Below are 24627 nucleotides of genomic sequence, written 5' to 3' on the forward strand. Positions count from 1 at the left end.
AGTGGCGCTTGCGCGTACCGGAACTTTACGCTGCCTCGTTCATATCGGCTTGCGCGCTCGCGGCGATGATGTCCGCGATCCGCTCCGATGCCTGCCCATCGCCGAAGGGATTGTGGGCGCGCGACATGGCGGCGTAGGCGGCTTCATCGTCCAGCAGGTCGAAAACGGAGCGGACGATCTTCGCGCGGTCGGTGCCGACCAGTTTCGCGGTGCCCGCCGCCACGCCTTCCTGACGTTCGGTCGTCTCGCGCATGACGAGGACCGGCTTGCCGAGCGAGGGCGCCTCTTCCTGCACGCCGCCGCTGTCGGTGAGGACGAGGTGGCACAGGTCCAGCAGGCGGACGAAATGGGGATAGTCCAGCGGTTCGATCATCGCGACATTGGGAAGGCCGGCGAGCACGGCGTCCATGACCGGGCGCACATGGGGATTGGGATGGACCGGGAAGATCACCGCCATGTCGGGACGCTGGGCGATCTCCGCAATGGAGCGGGCGATCGCTTCCATGCCGCCGCCGAAATTCTCGCGGCGGTGGCTGGTGACGGCGACGATCCGCTTGCCGGCAAAGCGCTGGGCAAGGCCGTCCAAACCTGAAGCGAGATGGGGTTCAGCCAGAACGCGCTCGCGTGTCGCGAGCAGCGCGTCGATCACGGTGTTGCCGGTGACATGGATGGTCGCCGGGTCGCGATTTTCGGCCAGCAGGGCGTTCGCGGCGGCGTCCGTGGGGGCGAAATTCATGTCCGCGATGCAGGCCACGACGCGGCGGTTCACCTCCTCCGGCCAGGGATGGTGGATGTCGCCGCTGCGCAGGCCGGCTTCGACATGGGCGACCGGAATCTTGCGGTAATAGGCCGCGAGGCTGGCGACCATGGTGGTGAGGGTATCGCCGTGCACGACCACGCGGTCCGGCTTCTCCGCGTCGAACGCCCTCCCCAGTTCCACGATCAGCTTCGCCGTCAGGCCGTCCAGCGTCTGGTTTGGGGTCATCACGTCCAGGTCGATGTCGGGGGCGATCCCGGCAATCTCCAGCACCTGGTCCAGCAGGCCGCGATGCTGCGCGGTCACGATCACCCGGGTTTCCACACCCTTCCGCGCCCGCAGCGCGTGAATCACCGGGAACAGCTTGATCGCTTCGGGGCGCGTCCCGAACACCAGCGCAACCTTCATTTCTTACCCTTTGCAAGCCGTCTTACGGGTAAGTGGCTGACAGAAAATGGTAACCATCCCCTGAACATGGGTACTCCCGACGCGCGCTTTCGCATTGGCAAGGACCTATGCTAGAGGCCAGCCGAACCATTTTCCCAATCGAGGGCTCAGTTATTTTATGAAGATCACGATGATCGGCACGGGCTATGTCGGGCTGGTGTCAGGCGCCTGCTTTGCCGATTTCGGCCATGACGTGGTGTGCGTGGACAAGGATGCGGGCAAGATCGCCGCGATCGAATCCGGACGCATGCCCATCTTTGAACCCGGCCTGGACCATCTGGTGGGGAGCAATGCTTCGGCCGGACGGCTGACCTTCACGACCGATCTGGCGAAAGGCGTGAAGGGCGCGGATGCGATCTTCATCGCCGTGGGCACGCCTTCGCGGCGCGGCGATGGGCATGCGGATCTGAGCTATGTCTATGCGGCGGCGAAGGAAATCGCGGAATCGCTGGATGGGCCGACCGTCATCGTCACCAAGTCCACCGTTCCGGTCGGCACCGGCGACGAGGTCGAGCGGATCGTCCGGGAAGCGCGGCCCGACCTCGACATCCAGGTCGTCTCCAACCCGGAATTCCTGCGCGAAGGCGCGGCGATCGGGGATTTCAAGCGGCCCGACCGCGTCGTCGTCGGCACCACCGGCAGCGAACGGGCCATCGATGTGATGGCGCAGGTCTACCGCCCGCTCAATCTCAACCAGGCGCCGGTCATGTTCACCGGACGGCGCACGGCGGAGTTGATCAAATATGCCGCCAACGCCTTCCTGGCGACCAAGATCACCTTCATCAACGAGATGGCGGACCTGTGCGAAGCCGTGGGTGCCGAGGTGCAGGACGTATCGCGGGGCATCGGCCTCGACAACCGGATCGGAAGCAAGTTCCTGCATGCCGGCCCGGGCTATGGCGGCTCCTGCTTCCCGAAGGACACGCTGGCGCTGGTCAAGACCGGGCAGGATTATGACACGCCGATCCGCATCGTCGAAACCGTCGTGCAGGTGAACGACCTGCGCAAGCGGGCGATGGGGCGCAAGATCGTGAAAGCCCTGGGCGGCGAGGCGCGGGGCAAGACGGTCGCGTTGCTGGGCCTGACCTTCAAGCCCAATACCGACGACATGCGCGATGCGCCGAGCCTGGCCATCGTGCAGGCGCTGGAGGATGCGGGCGCGAAGATCGTCGCCTATGACCCCGAAGGCATGGACGTGGCCGCGCCGCTGATGCCGGGTGTGACCATGGTGAAGGACGCCTATGAGGCGGCGACCGGGGCCGATGCGCTGGTGCTGGTGACGGAATGGGACGCATTCAGGGCGCTGGACCTGAAACGGCTGGCCGCTTCGATGAACGGGCCGGTTCTGGTCGACCTGCGCAACATCTATCCGCGCAGGGAAGCCGAGGCAGCGGGCTTCTCGCTCACCCGCGTTGGGGGCAAGGGCGTCAACGTCTGATGCTGCTGAAACCAGAGGGAGGGTGTGATGAACGCTCCCTCCCCCGGCTGCATCATTGGGTGGTGGCGGCGCTTGCGCTGTTCGCGATCATGCTCGTCGTGCCGGTTGTCGCGGGGTTGATCTGACCCCCGACAGGTGCGCGGGGCGAACGGAAGGGAAGCTTTACGCCTTCAATTTCCACCCACGTTTGAGCAATATATAGCATAGCAGGCCCAGCGCGACGTTCAGACCCAGCAGCACCACGCTGCCCACCATCACGTCGCCGTCCGCCGCCGCGACGAAACCGTAGCGGAAGCCGGAAATGGCGTAGAAGAAGGGATTGGCGTGGCTGATCGCGCGGAAGACGGGCGCAAGGCGATCGATGGAATAGAAAGTGCCCGACAGCAGCGTCATCGGCCCGATCACGAAATTGGTGATGGCGGCGGCGTGGTCGAACTTTTCCGCCCAGATCGACGTCAGCACGCCGATGAAGGCCGTCAGCGCCGCCCCCATCAGTCCGAACCACAGGATCGCCCAGGGATGCGCCGGGGTCACATGCACGCCCGGCCACAAGGCCATGGCCGCCCACAATGCAAGACCCACGCAAAAGGCCCGCGTCACCGCCGCGCCGACCAGCGCCAGCAGCAATTCGCTGACCGACAAGGGCGGCATGAGATAATCGATCAACGTTCCCTGCATCTTGCCCGCCAGCAGGGAAAAGCTGCTGTTGGCGAAGGCATTGTTCATCATGCCCATGATCATCAGGCCCGGCGCGATGAAATCGGCGAAGGGCACGCCAAGCACTTGCCGATTCGCGCCACCCAGCGCCAGCGTGAAGATCACCAGGAACATCAGCGTCGTGACGGCAGGCGCCCAGATGGTCTGGAGCTGCACCTTCATGAAGCGCCGCACCTCTTTCCTGTAGAGAGCCCGGGTTCCCGCCCAATTGACATTGCGGATGACCAACTCGCCCGGCTCATGGAAAGGCGGCTGAGGCGACAGGGACGCTGCAATTTTGGTCTGGTCGTTCATGGTCGGATCGACTATCGGCTGAGAGGTTGTGCCGCAAGGGCGTTATGCGCGGGAAATTGAACCCGTGCCGGCGCGCCCCATATAGGGCGCGAATTTGAAATTTTGAGGAGTCATTCATTGTCCTGGACCGACGAGCGTATCGACCAGCTCAAGGCAATGTGGGAACGGGGCCTGACCGCCAGCCAGATCGCGGACGAACTGGGCGGGGTCAGCCGTAATGCGGTGATCGGCAAGGCGCATCGCCTGGGCCTGCAATCGCGCCCTTCCCCGGTAAAAGCCAACGAAGCGCCCAAGAAGGCCGCGCCGCCCGTGCGAAAGCCCGCACCCGAAGCCGATGCGCCCAAGCCGGCCGCCCCGGTCCATCATGCCGCGCCCGCGCCGGTGCGCGCGCCTGCTCCGGCGGCGCCCGCGCCCGCCCCGGCCGCATCGGCCGCGTCGGATGCGGAACCGCCCAAGCCCCAACCGCGCATCATCTCCGTCGGTCCGGGCGGCTTTCTGCGTCAAGGCCCGGGCGACCAGCAGGCACCGATCCCGCCCGCGCCGCCGCGCCGTCTGGTCCCGGCCAAGCCCAGCCCGGAAATCGCCGGCAAGACCTCCTTGCTCGACCTGACCGAACGCATCTGCAAATGGCCGATGGGCCATCCGGGTGAACCGGATTTCCATTTCTGCGGCGAAGCGGTGAACCCCGGCTTCCCCTATTGCGTCGAGCATTGCGGCCGCGCGTACCAGGCGCAGTTGCCGCGCGGTACGCGGCGTCCGCCGCCGCCGCTTCCCTTCGGCGGACCGCGGGTTCGGTAAGGACCTTCGCTTAAGAGATATACTCGCAGGAAAGGGCCGGTTCCAAAAAAGGACCCGGCCCTTTCCTTTGCGCCTCCCGCTTGCGCAAGCCGCGCACCCGCTTATAGCTATGCCCATGTCCGATCTGTTCGAGAGCCAGCCCACCTCCTCCCCCGGCTATGACGCCTCCGCCATCGAAGTGCTGGAAGGACTGGAACCGGTCCGGCGTCGCCCCGGCATGTATATCGGCGGCACGGACGAGCGGGCGCTCCATCACCTCGCCAGCGAAGTGCTGGACAACAGCATGGACGAGGCGGTCGCGGGCCATGCCACGCGGATCGAGGTGCTGCTGGAGCCGGGCAACAAGCTCACCATCACCGACAATGGCCGCGGCATCCCGGTCGATCCGCACCCGAAATTTCCGGGCAAGTCGGCGCTGGAAGTGATCCTGACCACGCTCCATTCGGGCGGCAAATTCACCGACAAGGCCTATGCGACCTCGGGCGGCCTGCATGGTGTCGGCATCAGCGTGGTGAACGCGCTGTCTGTCATCACCGTGGTCGAGGTGGCGCGCAACAAGGAACTCTTCCGCCAGAGCTTCACCCAGGGGCTGCCGAGCAGCGGACTGGAGAAGGTCGGCGCGGCGCCCAACCGTCGCGGCACATCGGTCAGTTTCATTCCCGATACGGAGATTTTCGGGGAGCAGAAGTTCAAGCCGTCCCGCCTCTACCGGCTGGCGCGGTCGAAGGCCTATCTGTTCGCGGGCGTCGAAATCCGTTGGAAATGCGCGCCGGAACTCATCGGCGACGACACGCCGCCTGAGGCTGTGTTCCAGTTTCCGGGCGGTCTGGCCGATCACCTGAAGGAACAGGTGGGCGACCGCGAATGCGCGACCAGCGCCTTCTTCTCCGGCTCGCAGGATTTTCCCGAAGCGGCGGGCCGGGTCGAATGGGCGGTCGCCTGGCCGCTCTGGTCGGACGGTTCCTATAGCTGGTATTGCAACACCATCCCGACGCCCGATGGCGGCACCCATGAGACCGGCCTGCGCGCCGCGTTGGTGAAGGGCATTCGCGCCTTTGGCGAACTGGTGGGACAGAAGAAGGCGAAGGACATCACCGCCGACGACATCGTGACCTCTTCGGAGATCATGCTTTCGGTCTTCATCCGCGATCCGCAATTCCAGAGCCAGACCAAGGACCGGCTCACCAGCCCGGAAGCCGCGCGGCTGGTCGAGAATGCGGTGCGCGACCATTTCGACCATTATCTGTCCGACCATATGGAGCGGGGCAAGGCGCTGCTCGCCTATGTGCTCGACCGCATGGATGAGCGCCTCAAGCGCAAGCAGGAGAAGGAGGTCAAGCGCAAGACCGCGACCAGCGCGCGCAAGCTGCGGCTGCCCGGCAAGCTGACCGATTGTTCCAATGACGATCCCGAAGGCGCGGAAATCTTCCTGGTCGAAGGTGACTCGGCGGGCGGATCGGCCAAGCAGGCGCGCGACCGCAAGACCCAGGCGATCCTGCCCCTGCGCGGCAAGATATTGAACGTCGCCTCGGCCAACACCGCCAAGATCCTGGCCAATCAGGAGATTGCCGACATGATCCTGGCGCTGGGCTGCGGCACGCGCAAGGACTGCAATCCCGACAATCTGCGTTACGAACGCATCGTCATCATGACCGACGCCGACGTGGACGGCGCGCATATCGCGACGCTGCTGATGACATTCTTCTTCCAGGAGATGCCGGAACTGGTGCGGCGCGGGCACCTCTATCTGGCGCAGCCACCGCTCTATCGCCTGGTCGCCGGAGGCAAGAGCCTTTACGCGAAGGACGATGCGCATCGCGAAGAAATCCTGCGCAAGGAGTTCAAGGGCAAGAAGGTCGAAGTGAGTCGCTTCAAGGGGTTGGGTGAAATGAACCCCGGCCAACTCCGCGAAACGACGATGGACCCCAAGACCCGCAGCCTGATCCGCGTGACCCTGCCCGACGACATTGAGGACCGGCAGCAGGTGCGCGAACTGGTCGAACGGCTGATGGGCACCAATCCGGCGCATCGCTTTGCCTTCATTCAGGAAAATGCCGCGAACGTCGACGAAGAGGCGATCGACGCCTGACCTGCAATTGTCGTGAAAATCGCGACATCAGATTTCGCGATTTACCGGAAAATTGCCGGGCAAAAAATTGCCGGCAATTTTTTGCCTACCGCCGCATTAACCAGCGCGGGGCACCGGATGTTCAATTTTCGACGCGATACGGGCAAGCATGTCAGGCTTCGCCCCATCCCTTCGCTCGCCGGCCCTGTGCCATACCATGCTTCGCGCTGCGCCTGCCCTGTTGCTGGCAGCGGCAAGCAGTCATGCCCTGGCGCAAGCGCCGCTCGCTGACTTTCCTGACGCTCTCGGTCAGGGCGTTGCCGCCTATACGCCCGCCGACCGTGCTACCGCCAATCTCCTGGCGGGCGGCATGAGCCGCCTGGCGGCGATCAGCGCGCAGCAGGGCAGCGGGACCATCCAGGCTCCCTGGATCGCGCAACCTATGGCCCCCGACGCCATCGTCAACGACCGCCGCATCGCCGATTTCAGCGGCAAGCTGCCCGGCTGGCAGTTGCAGGGGGTGCAGCTCTCCGTGGTGAGCTATCGCCAGCCGGAACTGGTGCCGGGCTTCATGCGCGGCTTCCTGCCCGCCCCGACGGCAACCGCCGTGCCGCAGGCCAACGGCTTCGTCATGCCCGCCCGCACGTTTCCCGCGCTCTCGGGTCAGCTCCCGCCGCCGCGCAATGGGCAGCCCGATGTGTTCGGATCGGTCGCCATGCCGATTTCCCGAACCCTGCTCGACGGCAAATGGGCGTCGGTTTCGGCCGCCCTGCCCGGCAAAGGGGTATGGAGCGCCGTCCTCAATGCCGCCCGCGGCTCGTCGGGCCAGCAACAGGTCGAGATGATCAATAGCTGGGTCAACCGGCGGCTGCATTTCGTGGATGACCGGCAGGGCGGCGATAATTGGGCGTCAGCCGCGCGGACGCTGCAAAGCGGGGCGGGCGATTGCGAGGATTATGCCATCGCCAAGATGAAGCTGCTGGAAGCGGCGGGTTTCGACCGCCGCTCCATGTTCCTGGTAATCGCCCGCGACCTGGTGCGGCAGGCCGATCATGCGGTGCTGGCGGTGCGGATCGGCGGGGAGTTGATGATCCTCGACAACATGACCGACCGGGTACTGCCTTCGTCCGGCGTCAGCGACTATCGGCCGATCATGAGCTTCAACGCCTTTGGCCGCTGGACCCATGGCTATCGGGTGACGACGCCGCAACCCGTGCAGTTCGCGGCGCGCTGACCCTCCGGCTTATCTTTCCCGCAGAGCCTCCGAGCGGGCCTTCATGATGGGTTTCAGCAGATAGGCCAGGACCGACTTGCGGCCGGTCATGATCTCCACATCGCATACCATGCCGGGCGTGATCGGCAACCTGTGCGCGCCCGAGCCAAGCCAGGCGCGGTCCGTCTCCACGACCACGGTGAAATAGGCTTCCCGCGTCGCCTCGTCATAGACGCTGTCGGCTGACACCTGCTGCACCGTGCCGGTCAACCCGCCATAGATGGAGAAGTCATAGGCCGTCACCTTCACCACGGCGCGGTCGCCGGTCTTGATGAAGGCGATGTCGTTGGGCTTCACCCGCGCCTCGACCAGCAGCTTTTCACCCACGGGGACGATCTGCATGATCTTCTGGCCCGGGCTGACATAGCCACCAATGGTCGTCACCTGCACATCGTTGACCACGCCGTCGACGGGCGAGCGGATCTCCGCCCGCTGCGCCCGTCCTTTTGCGCCCCGAAGAGACTCGCTGTTGACGGCGATCTTGGCCTCCAGTTGACTGCGTTCGTTCAATGCATCCTGACGGAACTGGAAATTCGCCTCGGAAAGCTGCGCCTGCGCCTCGCGGATCGCGGCGGACGCGCGCGAGGCCTGCTGCTGCGCGGCGTTCAGCCGACCCTGCGCGTCCACCAATTCGCGCCGGGCATCGAGCAACTCGGTCTGCGGAACGATCGACTTGGCGGCGAGCGGTTCCAGCATCGCCACGCGTTGCCGCGCCAGTTGCACGCTACCGCCCAGGCTTTCGATCGTCGCCTGCGCCTCGCCCAGTTCGCGGCGGCGCTGGTCGACCTGTGCCGACAGGGCATCCTGCTTGCTGCGCAACGCCGACTGGCGCACGGCGGCAAGCGCCTGTTCCTGCGCGCATTCCGGCCCACCTGTCGTGCAGTCCGCGCCTGCACCGGTGCCTTCCCGTTCCAGACGACCGGCGCGTGCGGTGAGCGAGCGCGTCTCCGCCTGAAGCTGGCCCAATTCCGACGCCAGCATCGCGTCGTCCAGACGCACCAGCAATTGGCCCTTGGCGACCTTCTGCCCGGATCGGACGAGGATTTCCTCGATCGTGGTCGGCTCGGCGGACTGGATGACCTGCGCCTTGCTGGACGGGATCACCTTGCCCTGCCCGTGCGTCACCTCATCCACCGGCGCCAGGCTGGCCCACATCAGGAAGACCAGCATGCCGCCGCCGCTGTAGAGGATGACCTGTTTGTTGCCCGGTTGGCCCCGCAGCCAGCGTACCCAGCGCGAAATCATGGTTGCACCTTCTGAGATAAATGGTCGTCGGCCGCCAGCGCCAAAGATTTTGCAGGTTGCTGGGCGGCTGTCTGCTGGCGGGCGAGCATGTCATTCAGCGCACCGCCGCTTGTCGAGGGATCGGGAATGGAGAGCTTCCACCCCTTGGTCGGGTCCATGCGGCCGCCGACATCGTTGGACGCCCGGCGTTCGGGCAGGGCCGCGACGGGCGGATAGTCGATTGCGGGCTCCGCAACCGTGGCGAAGCGCGACGGGTCGAAGGCCGGAATATGCTCGCCCCCGGCATAGCGCCCGGTGAACGCACCCGGCAGGCCCCAGCCGCCCGGCCAGCGATAGAAGATATGCGCGCCGAGCTGCGCCAGCTTGGCCAGATGCGGCGCCCAGCGCGGGAAGACGTAATCGGCATGATAATGAGTCGCCGTGCCGACTTCTTTCTCGACCCGCCCGGCCAGCGCATCGGCGGCGATCCGCTTCGCCCGGCTCAACAGGTCCGGCAGCGGATGGCGCGCAAGGGATCCGTCGCAGACGAAGCTGAACTGGCAGACCGATGCATCGAAACGCTGATAGACGACGCCGCACACCGTCTTGGCGAAGGCGGGATGGCGAACGCGGTTCAGCACCACCTGCGCGACGGCGCGCTGGCCGCTTTCGGGCTCGCGGGCCGCTTCATAATAGACGGCCTGCGTCAGGCACTGGAGCGCGCGGTCGTGATCCTCGCCTGCCGTGGCCAGGGCGCGGAAGGGCTTGGCCGAAGCGATCGTGCCGCCTGAAAAGCCGAGGCGCGCATTTTCCTCGCGGGCCTTGGCACCATCCATGCCGTCGCCTTCCGCTGCGGGATCGGCCTGTTCCGTCATCTGAACCAGCGCCAGATATTGGTGGGGGATCGCCGGAACGGCTTCCACGATCCTGGCCTGCACGGCGGGACGCGGCGGCGCATGGTGCCAAAGCACCGCCGTCGCGGCCGCCAGCGCCACGGGAGCGGCAATGCCGACGCTGCGGAGCAGAACGCTCATTGCCCTGCCCCCCGCTGGAGCTGGCCGATGACCTCGTCGCGCGGTCCGTCCGCCAGCACCACGCCCTGATCGATCACGATCAGCCGGTCCACGATCCGTAGCAGCGCGTGGCGGTGGGTCGACACGATCAGCGTCTGATCGGGCTCCAGCGCCTTTTCCAGATGGTCGATGAACAGATTCTCGGTCTGGTTGTCCATCGCCCCGGTCGGCTCATCGAGGAAGAGCAGCTTGGCCGGTTCCACCAGCGCGCGCGCCATGACCAGGAAGCTGCGCTGCCCACCCGAAAGGCGGCTGCCGCGTTCGCCGATATGCAGGTCGAACCCCGCCGCATCGCGCCCGAAGAAGCGCGCCGCGCCCGAACGCTCCAGCGCCTCCAGCAGCTTTTCGTCGCTGGCTTCGCGCGCGCCCAGAATCAGATTTTCCCGCACCGACCCGCTGAACAGCTCGGCATCCTGCCCGACGAAGCGGAAGGAGGAACGCAGCTCATGCGGATGATATTGGCGGCTGTCGACATCGTCGATGGTCAGCAGGCCGCCGGTGGGCGGATAAAGACCGCAAATCACCCGGCCGAGCGTCGACTTGCCCGACGCGACCCGACCGATCAGGCCGATGCGTTCGCCCGGTTCGATGCGCAGGTCGATGCCGCGCAGGCTGGGCTGGCTGGCGCCCGGATAGGCGAACTCCAGCCCCTGCGCGACAATGGCGCCCTTGCGGATCTTGGGGATGATGCCGCGCGCGCCGTCCAGCCGTTCGTCGGGCTGGTCGATCAGCGTCTGAAGGCTGTCGAGCGTCGTCATCGCCTGCCGCGCCCGCACGATGACGAAGGCGAGTTGCCCGACCGGCGCCAGCGAACGCCCGGCCAGCATGACGATGGCGATGATCGCGCCCATCGAAATGTCGCCCGCTGCGAACATGTAGAAGCCGCCGATGACCAGGGCGATGCTCGTCACCTGCTGGCAGAGGGCCGCCAGGGTCACGCTCTTCGAACTCAGCCGCCGCAGCTTTTCCTGCGTCGCCGCGCTCATCCGGGCGTAGCGGCGCCAGCGCTCCAGCATCCGTCCTTCGGCACGGCAGGCCTTCAGCGTCTCGATGCCGCCGATCGCCTCGACCAGCGCCGCGCTTTGCAGGCTGGAATCCGCCTGCGCGTCGCGCGACAGGCGGGCCATCGACCGTTGCAGGAAAAATCCCGCGCTCGCCATGATCCCCATCATGACGACCGGCACGATGGCCAGCCAGCCCCCCAGAAGGGCGATGATGGCAACGAAGAAGAATAGGAAGGCGATGTCCACCACCAGCACCACGGTGGTGGAGGTGAAGAATTCGCGCACGGATTCGAATTCCGACACGCGCCGCGCCAGCGCCCCGGTGCTGCCGGACCGGCTTGCCAGCGGCGTGTTCAGCACCTTTTCGAACAGGCGTTGCGACAGGCGTTCGTCGATCTCCCGCCCGGCCTCGTCCACCAGCCTTGCGCGTGCGATCCGCAGCGCGAAGTCGAAGCTGAAGGCCAGCATCACGCCGACGCCCAGCACCCAGAGGCTGGACGCCGCCTTGTTCGGGATGATCCGGTCATAGACGTTCATCGTGAACAGCGGCAGTGCGAAGGCGAGCAGGTTGATGATCGCCGCGGCCAGCATCACATAGCCGAAGCCGCCGCGCGCGCGCCAGACTTCGCGCCAGAACCAGTGCTGGCGAGCGCGCTCGTCCCACGGACGTTCCTCGGCCCGTTCACGGCCATGATCGGCCATGACGACCAGTGCTTCGCCGGTGAAACTGCCCTCCAGATCGCTGAGCGGCGCCCAGACCGCTTCATTCGCGTGGGGAAGCTGGACCAGCACGTCGCCGGCCTTGATGTCCATCAGCAGCAGGAAGCGGCCGCCCCGAAGCGGCAGGATGGCGGGCAGATTGCCCGGCCGCCATTTGTCCAGCCGGCCCCGGACATGATCGCTGAGCAAGCCGATCTGGTCGAGCGCCGATTCCGCCTGATGAAAGGGCAATCGCCCGGATTCATCGACGGCGAGGCCGGCGCGAAGGCTCACGATACCCGGCGAGCGGTCGAAATGCCGCGCCGCATGGGCGATGCATTCAACCAGCTCGTCGCTGGGCGTGCCTTGATGGTCCAGCCATTCGGCCAGACTGAGTGTGCTTCGTTCCAACATTGTTTACCCCGCGCCATCCCGGCTTGCGCCGGGATGACCCCCAATAATGAAACTTAGCCCGGATAACGCCGCCGCTGCAATTCGGCGGGCGGCAGATCGGGGACATCATATTTCTTGCGCGCATAGGGGTTGGCGCCCGAGGGAGCCGCAATCCCCAGCGTGTCCAGCAACTGGTTGGTCGCTGCCAGGATCTGATATTGCGCGAAGATTTCGGAGAAGCGGGCCGTTTCCGTCCGCACCTGCGTGTTGAAACGGGTGTTCTGCGTATCCAGCACATCCAGCAGCGAACGCCGCCCGACATTGAACTGCTCGCGATAGGACACCAGCAGCCCGTCGGACACCGTGCCCTGACGCGCCAGATCGTTGACGCGCTTCTTTTCCGTGTCCCAACGGTTCCAGGCGGTGCGCACGTCCTCTTCCGCCTCGCGCTGGCGCTGGCTCAGGCGGAAACGCGCCTCGCTCGCCCGGCGGGTCATTTCCTGGACCTTGGCCCGGTTGATGCCGCCATTATAGAGCTGCCAGCGCAGGACCACCCGGCCCTGCACGTCGTTGGTGCTGCCCTTGAAGCCGTCCACATCCTCACCGATGCGCCCGCGCCCTTCCAGCCCGACCGTCGGCCCAAGTTCCGACTTCGCTTCATCCACCACCGCGTGAGCGGCCTGGATATCGGCTTCGGCCTCGCGGATCAGCGGATTGTTGGTACGGGCCGAGGCGATCGCTTCGTCCAGCGTCGGCGGCACGGCGCTCGTCACCGCATCGGGCATGGTCACCTGATCGATCGACAGGCCGGTCAGCGTGCGGAAGGAAATGGCCGCATTGGTCATGTCCTGCTCCGCCTCGCTCTTGCGGACGAGGGCGGCCTGGAGCCGTTCCTCCGCCTGCTGCTGGTCGGCGATGCTGATCGATCCCTTGGACACGCCCTCGCCCAGATCGCCCAGCAATTTGCGGTGGAAGGCGATATTGTCCTCCGCCGCCGCGACGACCCGCTGCTGGAGCATATAGTCGAGATATTGGCGGGTGACGTTCAGCGCCACGAATTGCGAACGTTCGCCCACGCGCAGGGCGGCGCCGTCAGTCCGGGCCGCCTGCCGCCGCTTTTCCGCGCTGCGATAGCCCGAATCGAAAACGGTCCATTCGCCCAGCACGCTGGCTTCCAGCGGCCAGAGCGTCTGGTCCTCGATCCCGATGGCGCGGCGCGTGGAATTTTCCAGGCGGCGGACACCCGCCGATCCTTCGACGCTGACGCGCGGCAGGTAAAGGCCCTGCGCCTGTTCGCGTTCGAATTCGATCGCTTCCTTGTTCTGGATAGCCTGGTTGATTTCCGGATGGCTGTCGATCGCCGCGGCGATCGCGCTCTTGAGATCGGTGGTCTGAGCCCAGCCCGTGCTTACCATCGCAGCCGCACAAAGGGCGATCAGGCTGCCACATGTCTTGCGCATGATAGTCATGCCTTCCTCCCCTTAATTCGCGCTGGCGGTGATTTCGACCCGACGGTTCATCGGTTCGCGCACACCATCGGCGGTTTCGATCTTGAGCTGGGTTTCGCCCAGGCCCGTGACGGTCATGGCATCGGTCGCGATGCCGCCCTGGCCCAGCAGGCTGGCGACATTCTGCGCCCGGCGCAGCGACAGGCCGTCATTATATTTGGTGGCGCCCGACGTATCGGTGTAGCCGGTAACGCCGAAACGATGCCAGCCGCACTGGGCAGCCGTCTGCGCCAGCGTGGTGATGGTGTTGACGCCTTCGGGAAGCGGCGTGTCCATGTTCCAGTCGAAGAAGATGGACACCGCCGGTGCCGTGCAGTCCAGCGCGGGTGGGGCTGAAGCTGCCGCCACCGGCGGCGGTGGCGGCGCCGAAAGGCGTGCCACAAAGTCGTCGCACTTGTTGATGCTGTCCGCATCCTTCGTGCCGGATTTCAGAAAACCGATGGCGATGCCGCACTGGTTCTTCGCCTCCACGGCGTAGGTCCAGCGGCTGTCCTGCGCGGCGCGCGTGCCGGCGTCGCCGACAGCCTTGACGGCCGTGTCATAACGGCCGTTCAGCGCATCCTTCAGTTCGGACTTGCCCAGTTGCAGCAAGGGCGAAGCAGGCGCCGCCCAGGCCGTGGTGGTCGTCAGCATGGCAGTCACCAGCCCGACCGCTGCTACCCTCCCCAACGCATTTCGCATATTCACTCTCCCCAAAATTCCCCGCGAGACAAAATCAAGATCAGCCCCAGCTTCAGGCATGCCCGACCGCCATCGCTTCATGCGCCACCATCGCGGCTTCGAAGATGGCGGTGGCCGCCGCCAGATGCCCGCTGTCGACCGCATCCACGGCGACCGGGTTGAACAAGGCCGGGACCACCGGATGCTCGCCACCCGGCAGGGCAGCCAGCAACGCATCGATATGCGGTGCGTCATGGGTCCCCAGCGCTTCCTTCACGACCTCTGCCGCATTGGCGGTCGCCCCCCCCGGCTGCGCGGCCTGCTGCGCCGCGGCCAGAACCGCTGCCGCATTGCCGTCGAAGGACGGGAGGCTGATCGATTGCGCGAGCAGCCCCTGATGATCGCCCAGCGAAGGCTGGTCGGCCTCAGCCGTGTCGACGGACGCCGGAGCATGGGCTGCGCCGCCATCGGACAGCGTGGCATGATCCGTTGCCGGTTCATCGCCGCCATGGCTCGCCTGCTGGGCCGGTTGCTGCGCCTCAGGCGTCGACTGACCGTCAGCGGGAGCGAGCGATGTCGCATTGCTCTCGGTCGCCGTCGGCTCCACGGTCGCAGTGCTGGCCGGCGCGGTTTCGGTCACGACCGGCGCGGTTTCGGTCGCAGCCGGAGCGGGTTGCTGGTCCTGCGTCGCCTCGGCGGCGCCGACCGCCGCGACCAGGCTGGCCGCGAGCAGCGCCTGATTGAAGCCGCTGGTGGGGCTTTCCGTGCTCTTGCTCGCATCGCTGCTGGCGCCAGTAAGGAAAGTGACGTCGCCCACCGTACCCTTGGTTCCGTCGGTACGGGTGAAGCTCGCCTCACCCAGCACCGTCACATCGCCATCGGCGGCGGTATAGCCCTTTCCATCGGCCGTCAGGTCGATGGAGGCGATGCCCATGGCCGCAAGCGACTTGAACTCGCCCGCATCGACCACGCCATTGCTGTTCGCATCCTGCCAGACGCCGAATTCATGGAAGGCGGCGTCATTGACATCGAACTTGCCGTCGCCATTGCTGTCATAGGCAAGGCGCAGGCCTTCCAGATCGCTCTTCGCGCCCGCTGCGTCATCGGAGAAGACGATGTCATAGCCGCTCCCCACGACATGGGCGAGCAAACCGTCATCGGACGAAACCCAGGCGGTGCCGACCACTCCCTGGCCGTAATCGTGGTTGACCCCCGCGGAGAGCGGCACGAATTCCAACCCATCGCCGTCCAGATCGACAGCGATCGGGGCGGCAGGAATGGCAGGCGACAGGCCGTCCTTGACATGGACGCTGAAGCTCTGGGTTGCGGTCGTATCCCCGTCGCCATCGGTCAGTTGCAGGGTGAAGGGGATGGTCTTGTCGACCGAACTGCTGGCAACGCCGACATTGGTCAGGTTCAGCTTCATGTCCCCGCTGGACTGATAGACGTCGATCCAGTCGATCAGCGTGCCGCCCGGAGCGGAAATCTTCTGCTGGTTGTCGGCATCGGGCCCATTGATCTCGAACGCCTGGCTGGTGCCATTGGTATAATGCGCCACGAAGATGATCTTCTCGCCGCTCGTGAAATTGAAGAACGAGAAGGTGGCATAGGACGCATTGACGATATTGTAGGTGCCGGGCGGGGTATAGCCGCCAGCGCCATCATAATCGGCAAGGGTGCCGAAATCGAACCGCAGGAACTCGCCTGCATCGAAATTATTGTTGGAAAGCCCCCATCCCTGGGTCGAGCCGTTGACGTTGCTCGTCTGGGTCGCGGCAACCGCTCCGCCAGCTTCCCAGATCGCGATTTCCTGCGGGGTGAAGCCACCGGTCGGCGCCCAGCCGGTCACATAGACCAGTTGCTGCGACGTCAACTTGTCCGTCACCACGATTTCGTTGCTGGGGCCGGAACCGAATGAGCTGCCCGAGCCGATCGGCACATCGGTCACGACGGGATCGAGCTTCGTGACCAGATCGAACACATATTGGCCGGAGGTGCCCGCGTCCGGATTGACCGTCAGCGTGAAGACCGTGGTATCGCCCGCATTGAAACCGCCGCTATGGTCGGCATCGACATAGGCGGTAAGGACATTGCCGTTCTGGACCGTACTGACCGCCTGTCCGCCCACGGTGATGGACGACGTATCGGCGGTGATCAGCATCGATCCGGTGCCATCGGCGCCCGCGGCATAATGCAGCGTGCCTACGGCCGGTGTCGTGGCGACATTATTGTCGGTCTGCTGGCTCTGCACGACGCCAAGCGTAGGCATATCGTCGTTGAACGATATGTTGAGCTGGCCGATGGCCGAAGATGTCGGATTGGTGGTCGCGTTATAATCGCTGTCCGTCACGAGGAAGTTGAGGCTGACGGCAGCGTTATTCTCATTGCCGCCGGCGGCGTGCAGGACATTGTCGAGCAATGTTGCCGTATAGGCCCCGGTCGTCGGATTGACGACCACCTGGAACAACGCCGTGCCGCTCCGTGCACCCGCATTCACCGTGGCGGTCAGCGTGTTCGTGCCCGCGTTCCAGCTATAGGCCACGGTCTCGGTTCCGACGGTACCAGTCGTACCGTTCAGGTTCGCGAAGGTGACGCTGCCGCCGCCGTCCGCGCCGAAGGTGAAGGGCAAGGTGCCGCTGAAGCTCGCTTCGCTAGGACCTGCGATGCCATTGTCACCGACATTGGCGTCGACATCGCCGGTCGTGCTCAGGGGATTGCCGCCGGTCAGGCCGTCATCGTCCAGCTTGGCGGCGGTGTTGTCCGCCGTCGGCTTGTTGGCGTCGCCTGCGAAGGTGAACTTCAGCGTCGCGGTGGCCGTGTCATTATCAGCATCGCGCATCACATAGGTGAAGCTGTCGAACGATCCCGAAGGCACCGATGTCTTGGGCGTATAATTGTAGCTGCCGTCGGAGAATATCTGCAACGTGCCGTAGCTGCCGACGATCGTCTGGCTGCCGCCCGCGGTGATCACGCTGCCATTGATCGACACGACGGCGCCCGGCGTGTCCGCACCGACATGATCGTTGGTCAGGACATTGCCGGTCGAGGCCGCCGCATTTTCCGTGGTGGTGATATTGTCATCGGCCGCAGTCGGGCTGTCATCCTCGATCGTCACGGCAATGCTGGTGGCAACCGTCGTGATGCCGTCGGTGACATTCACGGGGACCGAGAAATTCTTCAGATCCTCGACATTGAGGCCGTTATGGTCGACCGACTGCAACAGGGTGACGGTATAGGCGCCCCCGTTGGTGATCGTGATCGTGATGACCGGCACGCCGCCTGCCGAACCGGTCAGCGCCTGCGTGCCGACCCCGGTCCAGGTGACGGGCAGGCCGTCGGCGGTCAGCACCGCACCCGGATCGCCCAACGTCATGCCGATCGTGTTGCCGTCGGCGTCGCTTGCCGTGATCGTGCCGGTGGCCACGGCCGAGTTGGTCGTATCGCTGGGCGATCCCACCGTGTCGGGATTGGCGCCGAACAGCCCTTCCTCCGAAACGATCGCGATGCCCTTGTCCACCAGCGGGGCATCATTGGTGCCCTGGATGGTGATCGTCAGCACGGCGGTCGTGCTGTCGCCGTCGCCGTCCGTGATCGTGTAGGTGAAGCTGTCGGTCAGCGTCTGGCCTTCGCCCAGATGCTGGACCGCCGCCAGGCCGTTGTTCAGCGTGTAGGTATAGGTGCCCGAAGCGTTCAGGACGAGCGTGCCATATGCGCCGGCGGCATTGCCGCCGATGGTACCGCCGGTGACCGCAGTCACCGCCCCGCCCGCCGCCGGACCGTCGGCGCCCAGCGAGTCCGCGCCCGCCGGATTGCCATCGCTGCCCACGCCCGTCAGCACATTGCCGCTGGCCGTCAGCGTGACGTCTTCCTTGACGAAATCGGTGTCGTTCGCCGCCACTGGCGTGTCATCGTTGACATTGATGGTCAGCGAGCCGTCGGCATAATCATGATCGGCATCGGTCACGCGGTAGCCAATCGAGAAGCTGACATTATTCTCGTTACCCCCGGCGGGATGCGAGATGGCCGCATTCTGCACCACCGAATAGGTGCCTGCCACCGGGTCGGTCAGCGTTACGGTCAGCACTGTCGTGCCACCCTGCTTCACCAGCAGGACGGTACCGTTGCTTTCATAGGTGAAGCCGGAGGGCGCGCCCGTGTTGAGCAGGGTGATCCCGCCAGGCCCGTCAGCGCGATAGTCGTGCGCCAGCGTGCCCGTCACGTTGAGGCTGTCGGCGGTATCGCCGGTCCCGCCCGCATTGCCGCCGGACAGGGCGTCGTCGTCGAGCTGGACCGCCGGATTGGCGCTGACGACCGGCAGGTCGTCGGACACGCTGACCGATACGGAACTGACCGCCGTGTCGCCGTCGGTATCCTGGGCGATGACCTGCACCGATCCCAAGGCCACCAGATCGTCGACATTGATGCCCGAATGGGTGTCATAATTGTCGTTGAGCGTCGCCGTCACCGTCGCGACATTGCCCGCCACCGAAAGGTCGAGCGTCACGACGACGCCGCGCTCATCCGATCCGGTGATCTGGGTGTCGGACACCCGCACCCAGTTCAGGTCGCCGGTCAGGCTGCCGATGCCGCCGAACACGATCGAGGTGATGGCATCCGAACCGGGCGTGAAGGTGATGGTGCCGCTGGTGAAATCCGGATTGCCCTGGCTCGTGCCACCGGCCAGATTCTGGTCGTCGAGCCCCAGGCTGATGGGCGGACCGGCTGTCGGATCGGCGCCGTCCGTGATTGCGACCGTCTGGCTCTTCTGCGCGACATCCCCGTCGGCATCCGTCACCTTGATGTCGAAGCTGATCGACGGGTTGAGATTGTTGTTGAGATTGCCGTTCGCGACGAAGGTCCAGCTATGATCGGCCTTGACCGTCAACGTGCCGAGGCCCGTGTCGATCGCAGCGCCGATGGCATAGCTGTTGCCGCCGAAGAGAACCTGGGTGGTGGCGCCGGGCTGGTCCGCACCGATCACTTCCGACCAGGTGCCGGTCGCCGTTTGGCCTTCGACGACCGTGACCGCGCCGTCCAGCGTCAGCGACGGGACATCGTCGGACACCGACAGATTGACCGTCGCGGTGGCATTGCTGCCGTCGACGTCGCTTGCGACCACGCCGACATGGCCAAGCTGTGCCAGGTCATCGGCCGTCGCGACGGGATGATGCGCATAATTGTCGAGCAGCGTGGCCGTGATGGTCACATTGCCGCTGAGGCCCGCGCCGATCGAGGCGGGCGCCGACAGGGTCAGCGCGACGACCTTGGTGCCGGTGCCGACCGCGCCGTCCCAGCCCTCGATCAGCGTGGCGTTGACCCGGTTCCAGGTCAGGCCGCCGTCCAGAGCGGACAGGTCCGTGGCAAAGGCAAAGCCGGTCAGTGCATCCGATCCGGCCGTGAAGCTCACCGCCCCCTGCGCGAAGTCGTCCTTGCCCGGCGTCGTGCCGTCCGCCAGATTCTGGTCGTCCATCTGAAGGCTGAGCGGCTCGCCCGCCGTCGGGCCGGCGCCGTCGGTGATGGCGACCGTCTGGCTGTCCTGCGCCACGTCGCCGTCCGCGTCCGTCACCTGCACGGTGAAGCTGATCGACGGGTTGAGGCTGTTGTCGATATTGTTGTGCGACACGAAGGTCCAGCTATGGTCGGCCTTGACCGTCAGCGTGCCCAGCCCCGTGTCGATCGCCGCGCCGATGGCATAGCTGTTGCCGCCGAAGATCACGACGGTGCTGGCTCCCGGCTGATCCGCGCCGATGACTTCCGACCAGCTCCCGGTCGCCGTCGCGCCTTCGACCACGCTGGTCTGGCCGTCGACGCTGAGCGTCGGGGCGTCGTCCAGCACGGTCACGTCGATGCTGGCGCTGGGCGACACATCGCCGTCGCTGTCCGTCACCCGGACCGCGAAGCTGTCGCCCGCCTTGGGATCGGCGGCGCCGCTGATGCCGTCGCCATCCAGCGGATTATTGTCCGGATGGGTCGGATCGTTGACGGCCAGCGTGTAGCTGTAGCTGTAATGCCCTGACCCGTCGGAGGTGACGGTCAACTGCCCCGCCGCGCCGCTGACGACAACCGGCGTACCGACGGTCGCCGCGGTCACATCGACCCAGGCGCCATTCTTGTCCTGCACCTCGACCTTGGCGAGCGTATCGCCGCCGGTCGCGATGGTCATCGCGCCGCTGGCGGTTTCGCTGTTGCTCGTCGAATCGCTGCCCAGGGGGAGACCGGCCTCCGATACGGTCAGGTCGGACACCTGCACGGTCGGCTTGGAATCCCCGGCCAGGGTGATGGTCACCGTCGCGGTCGAATGATCGCCGTCGCCGTCGGTGATGGTGTAGGTGAAGCTGTCGATGCCTTCCGCGCCCGCATTGGGGGTGTAGTGGAAAATGCCGTTGCCCTGATAGACGGCGGTGCCCTGGGACGGGCCGGTCGTCAGCGCCACGCCGGTGGCCAGGTCGACGCCGTCGGCGCCCTTCGTGTCGTTGGCGATGACGTTGATGTCGATCGCCACGTTTTCGCTGGGCTGAAGCACGACGTCATCCACGGCGGTCGGCACATCGTCGACCACAGTGATGTCGAGGCTGGCGGTGGCGTTGGAGCCGTCCGTATCCGTCACGACGACCGCGAAGCTGTCGGTCAGGCTGCCGTCGTTCGCGCCCGTGTGCAGCAGCGTGTTGTCGTTCAGCACATAGCTGTAGCTGACCGTTCCGCCGATCACATCGCCGTCCGCGCCGACCGTCGGCGTGAAGCCGGTGATGGTCAGCGTGCCATAGGCGTTGGACAGGGTGACGCCGCTGATGAAGCCGCTTGCGCCGAAGATCGGCTGCCCGCCGACCGTGATCGTCGCGACGCCGTCCAGCGCCGACAGGGTGAAGCTGCCCGTCTGGGTCAGTGCCGCCGCATTTTCCGAGCTGCCCCCCGGCAGGTCGTTTTCATAGACTATCTCTTCGGCGCCTTCCCCATCGAGGCCGCCGATCGTCACGCCATCGTCGCTGCCCTGGATAGTGATGGTGATGGTCGCGTTGCGCGCATCGCCGTCGCCGTCGGTCAGCGTGTAGGTGAAGGTCTCGGTCAACGTCTGGTTCTTGTCCAGACCCTGGACCACGCCATTCTCATTGTTCAGCGTATAGGCATAGCTGCCGTCCGACTGGATCAGCAGCGAACCATAGGCGCCCGCCAGAGCGGTGCCCACCGTGCCCGCCGTCTCGCCGAAGACGATGGCGGTAACATGCGCGCCGTCCGCACCCTGCACGTCGGCATTGCCGTCGGTGCCGTTGGCGTCGCTGCCGCCCGATCCGGTGATGACGTTGCCGTCGGCCACCAGCGGCCCGTCCTCGCGCACGGAGTCCGCATCGTTCACGGCGGTCGGCACGTCGTCGATGATGGTGATGGTCAGCGTGTCGGTCGCGCTGTCGCCATCGACGTCCGTGACCGTGACCGTGAAGTTGTCCTTCACATCATCGCCGGCGGTATTGGTCGTCAGCTGATAGGTATATTCGATCTGGCCGTCATTGAGGCCAGTGATCGTCAATATGCCCTTGTCGGTGGTGATCTGCGTACCCACGCCGATCGGGGTGCCGTTGATCGTGATCGAGGCGGGACCGTCGGGCGCGGAATAGGTGATCGTGCCACCCGTCGCGTCGGCGCCGCTGCCGGCATTGGAACCCATCGGGTTCGTCAGGCCGGATTCGTCGACGATCGTCCCCTCGCCCACCTTCGGGATCGAGATGATCGTGACTTCGCTGTTGGCGATATCGATCCGCAGCGTGGCAGTCGACGTGTCGCCGTCCCCGTCACGCAGCGTATAGGTGAAGCTGTCGCTGACGCCGCCCGGCGTCCCCGCCGCACGCACATAGCTGTAGCTGCCGTCGGCATTGAGCGTCAGCGTGCCGTAGCTGCCCTGGAAACTGCCCGTACTCGACACGACGGCGCCGTCCGCGCCGACGACGTCCGCACCCGCAGTGCCCGAAACCGTACCCGCGCCAGTGATGACGTTGCCGGTTTCCGGACCATAGCTGCCCGCCGCCACGCCATCGACATCATTATGGGCGACCGGCACGTCATCGACGATCTGCACGTCGACCGTCGCATTGGCGGTCGAGCCGTTGCGGTCGGTAGCGACCACGGCGAAGCTCTGGAAAATGCTGTCCGCGCCCGCCGCGTCATGGGCCAGGCTGTTGTCGGTCAGGACGAAGCTGTAGCTGAAGGTACCGGCGGTCGGCACCCCGCCTTGCGAAGCGGTCGCCGTGAAGCCCGTGATGGTCAGCGTGCCGACGGGCGTCGTCACGACCTGCCCGGCGACGAATGCGTCGTTGGCAAGCACCGTCACACCGCCGATCGTCACGGTCGAAATGCCGTCGGCGCCATTGACGCCGAAGGAACCCACATGGGTCAGCGCCGCCGCATCGGGCGCGCTACCGTCGGCCAGATGGCTTTCCAGCACCACGACCTCGGCGCCTTCCACGCCGGGCGTGCCATTCAGGCCGGTGATGGTGATGCCGTCATCCGCACCGTTGATGGTGATGGTCAGCGTCGCGGTGGAGGTGTCCCCGTCGGCGTCGGTGATCGTGTAGCTGAAACTGTCGGTCAGCGTCTGCCCGGGCACCAGGAACTGCACGGCTGCATTGTCGTTGGCCAGCGTGTAGCTGTAGGCGCCCGACGCGGTGAGCGTCAGGACGCCATAAGTACCCTGGAAGCTACCCGTGGTCGATACCACTGCGCCGTCCGCGCCCTGAATGTCCGCCACACCGTCGGTGGCGTTCGCGTCGGACCCACCAACGCCGGTCAGGACATTGCCGTCCGCGACCAGCGGGCCGTCCTCGGTCACGCTGTCCACGTCATTGACGGCGGTGGGCGCGTCGTCGGCGATCGAGATGGTCAGTGTCGCGGTCGCATGGTCCCCGTCGCTGTCCGTCACCACCACGGTGAAGATTTCGGACGGCGGCGCGCCCACCACATTGTCGCTCAGCACATAGCTGTAGCCGATCGCATTGTCGGCGACGGAGGTGATCGTCAGCACGCCGAGCGGCGTCGTCACCGTCTGGCCGACGGCGGTGATCGTCACCCCGTTGATGGTGATGCCTGCAAGCCCGTCATTGGCGGCGAACTGGATGGTGCCGCTGGTGCGCTCGCTGTCGGTCGCCGCCGCCGAACCGGCCGGTTCATTGCCGCGTGCGGGAAGCCCCGCCTCGCTGACGCCTGCGGTCGCGTCGATCGCGCCGGCGGGCTGGTTGGGCGTGACGATGACGACTTCCGGCTCGCTGCCGGGCGCGATGGGCAGGATTTCGCGCTGTTCGGGCTGGGTGAATTGCAATTCGGTGGGCGGCAGCAGATCGCCCAGACCATGGGGATCGCCGACATCGCCGTCAGGGCCGATGAAATTGCCGCCGGAGCTGCGCGCCGGACCGGCGGCGGGCTGCGGCTCCTGACCGATCAGCAGCGCGGCAAGGTTGACCGAGGGGATTTCGACATCGCCCACGACGAGCTGCGGCATGACAACCGCGCCATCCACGATCACCATCTCCGTACCGTCGGGCAGATGGACGATCAGGTTGCGGCCTTCGACCTCGATCTGGTTGATGTCGGTGCCAGCGGGAAGGACCACAACGCCCTGGGCGTTGGGCGTGACCGTCTGCACGGGGCCAGCATGATGGTGCATCTTGCCGGGATGGATCGCCTTGCCCTTGGCAGCCAGCGCAGAGGCCTCCGGATGGAGGGCCTGCTGATGGTCGCCAGCGTCTTTGCTATCCCAGTTGCGCTCGAAATCCATGTCCATCCCCAACTCATCGCCATGGGGGCACGGAAGGAGCGCACAGAAAGCCATGCTCCGAATGCACCATTGCATGCGGACCTGAGGCCTTCCCAGACATTGTGGCAATCAGCGGATCAGCCAATGCCCCGTGTCAACGATCTCCCGCCGGCATGACCTTTGCCCAGTCAACGCCGCCCCGGATTATCCATCTGCTTTTATGTTCTACTGACCCGATGACTTACCTTATTCGGCGCCTGCGAAATGAGTCACGCAAATTCCAGTTTTGTTAACCATTTTAAGGCGATAAGCGCCAATTTTATCCTTAATGTATATATCTTAGGATATAGATCGGTGATCAAACCTATATCGAGACGGCTATGCCGGGACCGGGCCGTGGTTAACACCAAGGGCCCATATCAGGCGACTCGGACGACTCGATCCCCGATCGCATTGGCGGCCCGATGAGGGGTCTTTCGCCTCGACCACCATCGGAAAAACGCAAAAGGGCGACCGGCTTGTACAGCCGGCCGCC

13 protein-coding genes are annotated in these 24627 nt (G+C 65.3%); 5 read left to right on the top strand and 8 right to left on the bottom strand.

The window, feature by feature from the left end; all coding sequences use genetic code 11:
- Positions 1 to 25: 25 nt before the first annotated feature.
- Positions 26 to 1165 carry a non-hydrolyzing UDP-N-acetylglucosamine 2-epimerase gene (gene wecB / locus YP76_RS08340; protein ID WP_046763100.1) on the bottom strand — a complete coding sequence of 380 codons (1140 nt, stop codon included), beginning with the start codon at positions 1163 to 1165 and terminating at the stop codon, positions 26 to 28.
- 157 nt (positions 1166 to 1322) lie between these two features.
- Between wecB and YP76_RS08345 the strand changes: the two genes are divergently transcribed.
- Positions 1323 to 2642, top strand: coding sequence for a UDP-glucose dehydrogenase family protein (locus YP76_RS08345; RefSeq protein WP_046763101.1), 1320 nt, complete (start codon positions 1323 to 1325; stop codon positions 2640 to 2642).
- Entirely contained in the window at positions 2642 to 2767 is a 126-nt protein-coding gene (locus YP76_RS29055) for a hypothetical protein (protein WP_269748632.1), read from the top strand. The genes YP76_RS08345 and YP76_RS29055 overlap by 1 nt, the downstream gene beginning before the upstream one ends.
- A gap of 37 nt (positions 2768 to 2804) precedes the next feature.
- On the opposite strand, the gene YP76_RS08350 is transcribed toward YP76_RS29055, so the two are convergent.
- Complete coding sequence (locus YP76_RS08350) at positions 2805 to 3653, bottom strand: ABC transporter permease (protein WP_046763102.1); 849 nt, start codon at positions 3651 to 3653, stop codon at positions 2805 to 2807.
- A gap of 117 nt (positions 3654 to 3770) precedes the next feature.
- Here YP76_RS08350 and YP76_RS08355 point away from each other — a divergent pair, with 117 nt between their 5' ends.
- The 3 genes from YP76_RS08355 (at position 3771) to YP76_RS08365 (ending at position 7753) form a co-directional block, all read left to right on the top strand.
- Positions 3771 to 4451 carry a GcrA family cell cycle regulator gene (locus YP76_RS08355; RefSeq protein ID WP_046763103.1) on the top strand — a complete coding sequence of 227 codons (681 nt, stop codon included), beginning with the start codon at positions 3771 to 3773 and terminating at the stop codon, positions 4449 to 4451.
- Between the two features lie 115 nt (positions 4452 to 4566).
- Positions 4567 to 6540: a DNA topoisomerase IV subunit B gene (gene parE, locus YP76_RS08360; RefSeq protein WP_046763299.1), complete on the top strand. Its 1974-nt coding sequence runs from the start codon at positions 4567 to 4569 to the stop codon at positions 6538 to 6540.
- A gap of 196 nt (positions 6541 to 6736) precedes the next feature.
- Positions 6737 to 7753: a transglutaminase-like cysteine peptidase gene (locus tag YP76_RS08365; protein WP_232307486.1), complete on the top strand. Its 1017-nt coding sequence runs from the start codon at positions 6737 to 6739 to the stop codon at positions 7751 to 7753.
- Positions 7754 to 7762: 9 nt separating this feature from the next.
- Here the strand turns inward: YP76_RS08365 and YP76_RS08370 are convergent, their stop codons facing one another.
- The 6 genes from YP76_RS08370 to YP76_RS08395 are packed head-to-tail and all read right to left on the bottom strand — an operon-like array spanning position 7763 to position 24113.
- On the bottom strand, positions 7763 to 9037 hold the full coding sequence (locus tag YP76_RS08370; protein ID WP_046763105.1) for an HlyD family type I secretion periplasmic adaptor subunit: 1275 nt from the start codon (positions 9035 to 9037) through the stop codon (positions 7763 to 7765).
- Positions 9034 to 10050, bottom strand: a complete 1017-nt coding sequence (locus tag YP76_RS08375; protein WP_046763106.1) for a cell wall hydrolase — start codon at positions 10048 to 10050, stop codon at positions 9034 to 9036. Before YP76_RS08375 ends, YP76_RS08370 begins: the two co-directional genes overlap by 4 nt.
- Positions 10047 to 12206, bottom strand: coding sequence for a type I secretion system permease/ATPase (locus YP76_RS08380; RefSeq protein ID WP_046763107.1), 2160 nt, complete (start codon positions 12204 to 12206; stop codon positions 10047 to 10049). Before YP76_RS08380 ends, YP76_RS08375 begins: the two co-directional genes overlap by 4 nt.
- Positions 12207 to 12259: 53 nt before the next feature.
- Positions 12260 to 13654, bottom strand: coding sequence for a TolC family protein (locus YP76_RS08385; protein WP_046763108.1), 1395 nt, complete (start codon positions 13652 to 13654; stop codon positions 12260 to 12262).
- Positions 13655 to 13666: 12 nt separating this feature from the next.
- Positions 13667 to 14374 carry an OmpA family protein gene (locus tag YP76_RS08390; protein ID WP_197707325.1) on the bottom strand — a complete coding sequence of 236 codons (708 nt, stop codon included), beginning with the start codon at positions 14372 to 14374 and terminating at the stop codon, positions 13667 to 13669.
- 52 nt (positions 14375 to 14426) lie between these two features.
- Entirely contained in the window at positions 14427 to 24113 is a 9687-nt protein-coding gene (locus YP76_RS08395) for a beta strand repeat-containing protein (RefSeq protein ID WP_084733093.1), read from the bottom strand.
- Positions 24114 to 24627: the final 514 nt, after the last annotated feature.

Source organism: Sphingobium chungbukense (genome assembly GCF_001005725.1).
GTDB classification, from domain to species: domain Bacteria; phylum Pseudomonadota; class Alphaproteobacteria; order Sphingomonadales; family Sphingomonadaceae; genus Sphingobium; species Sphingobium chungbukense.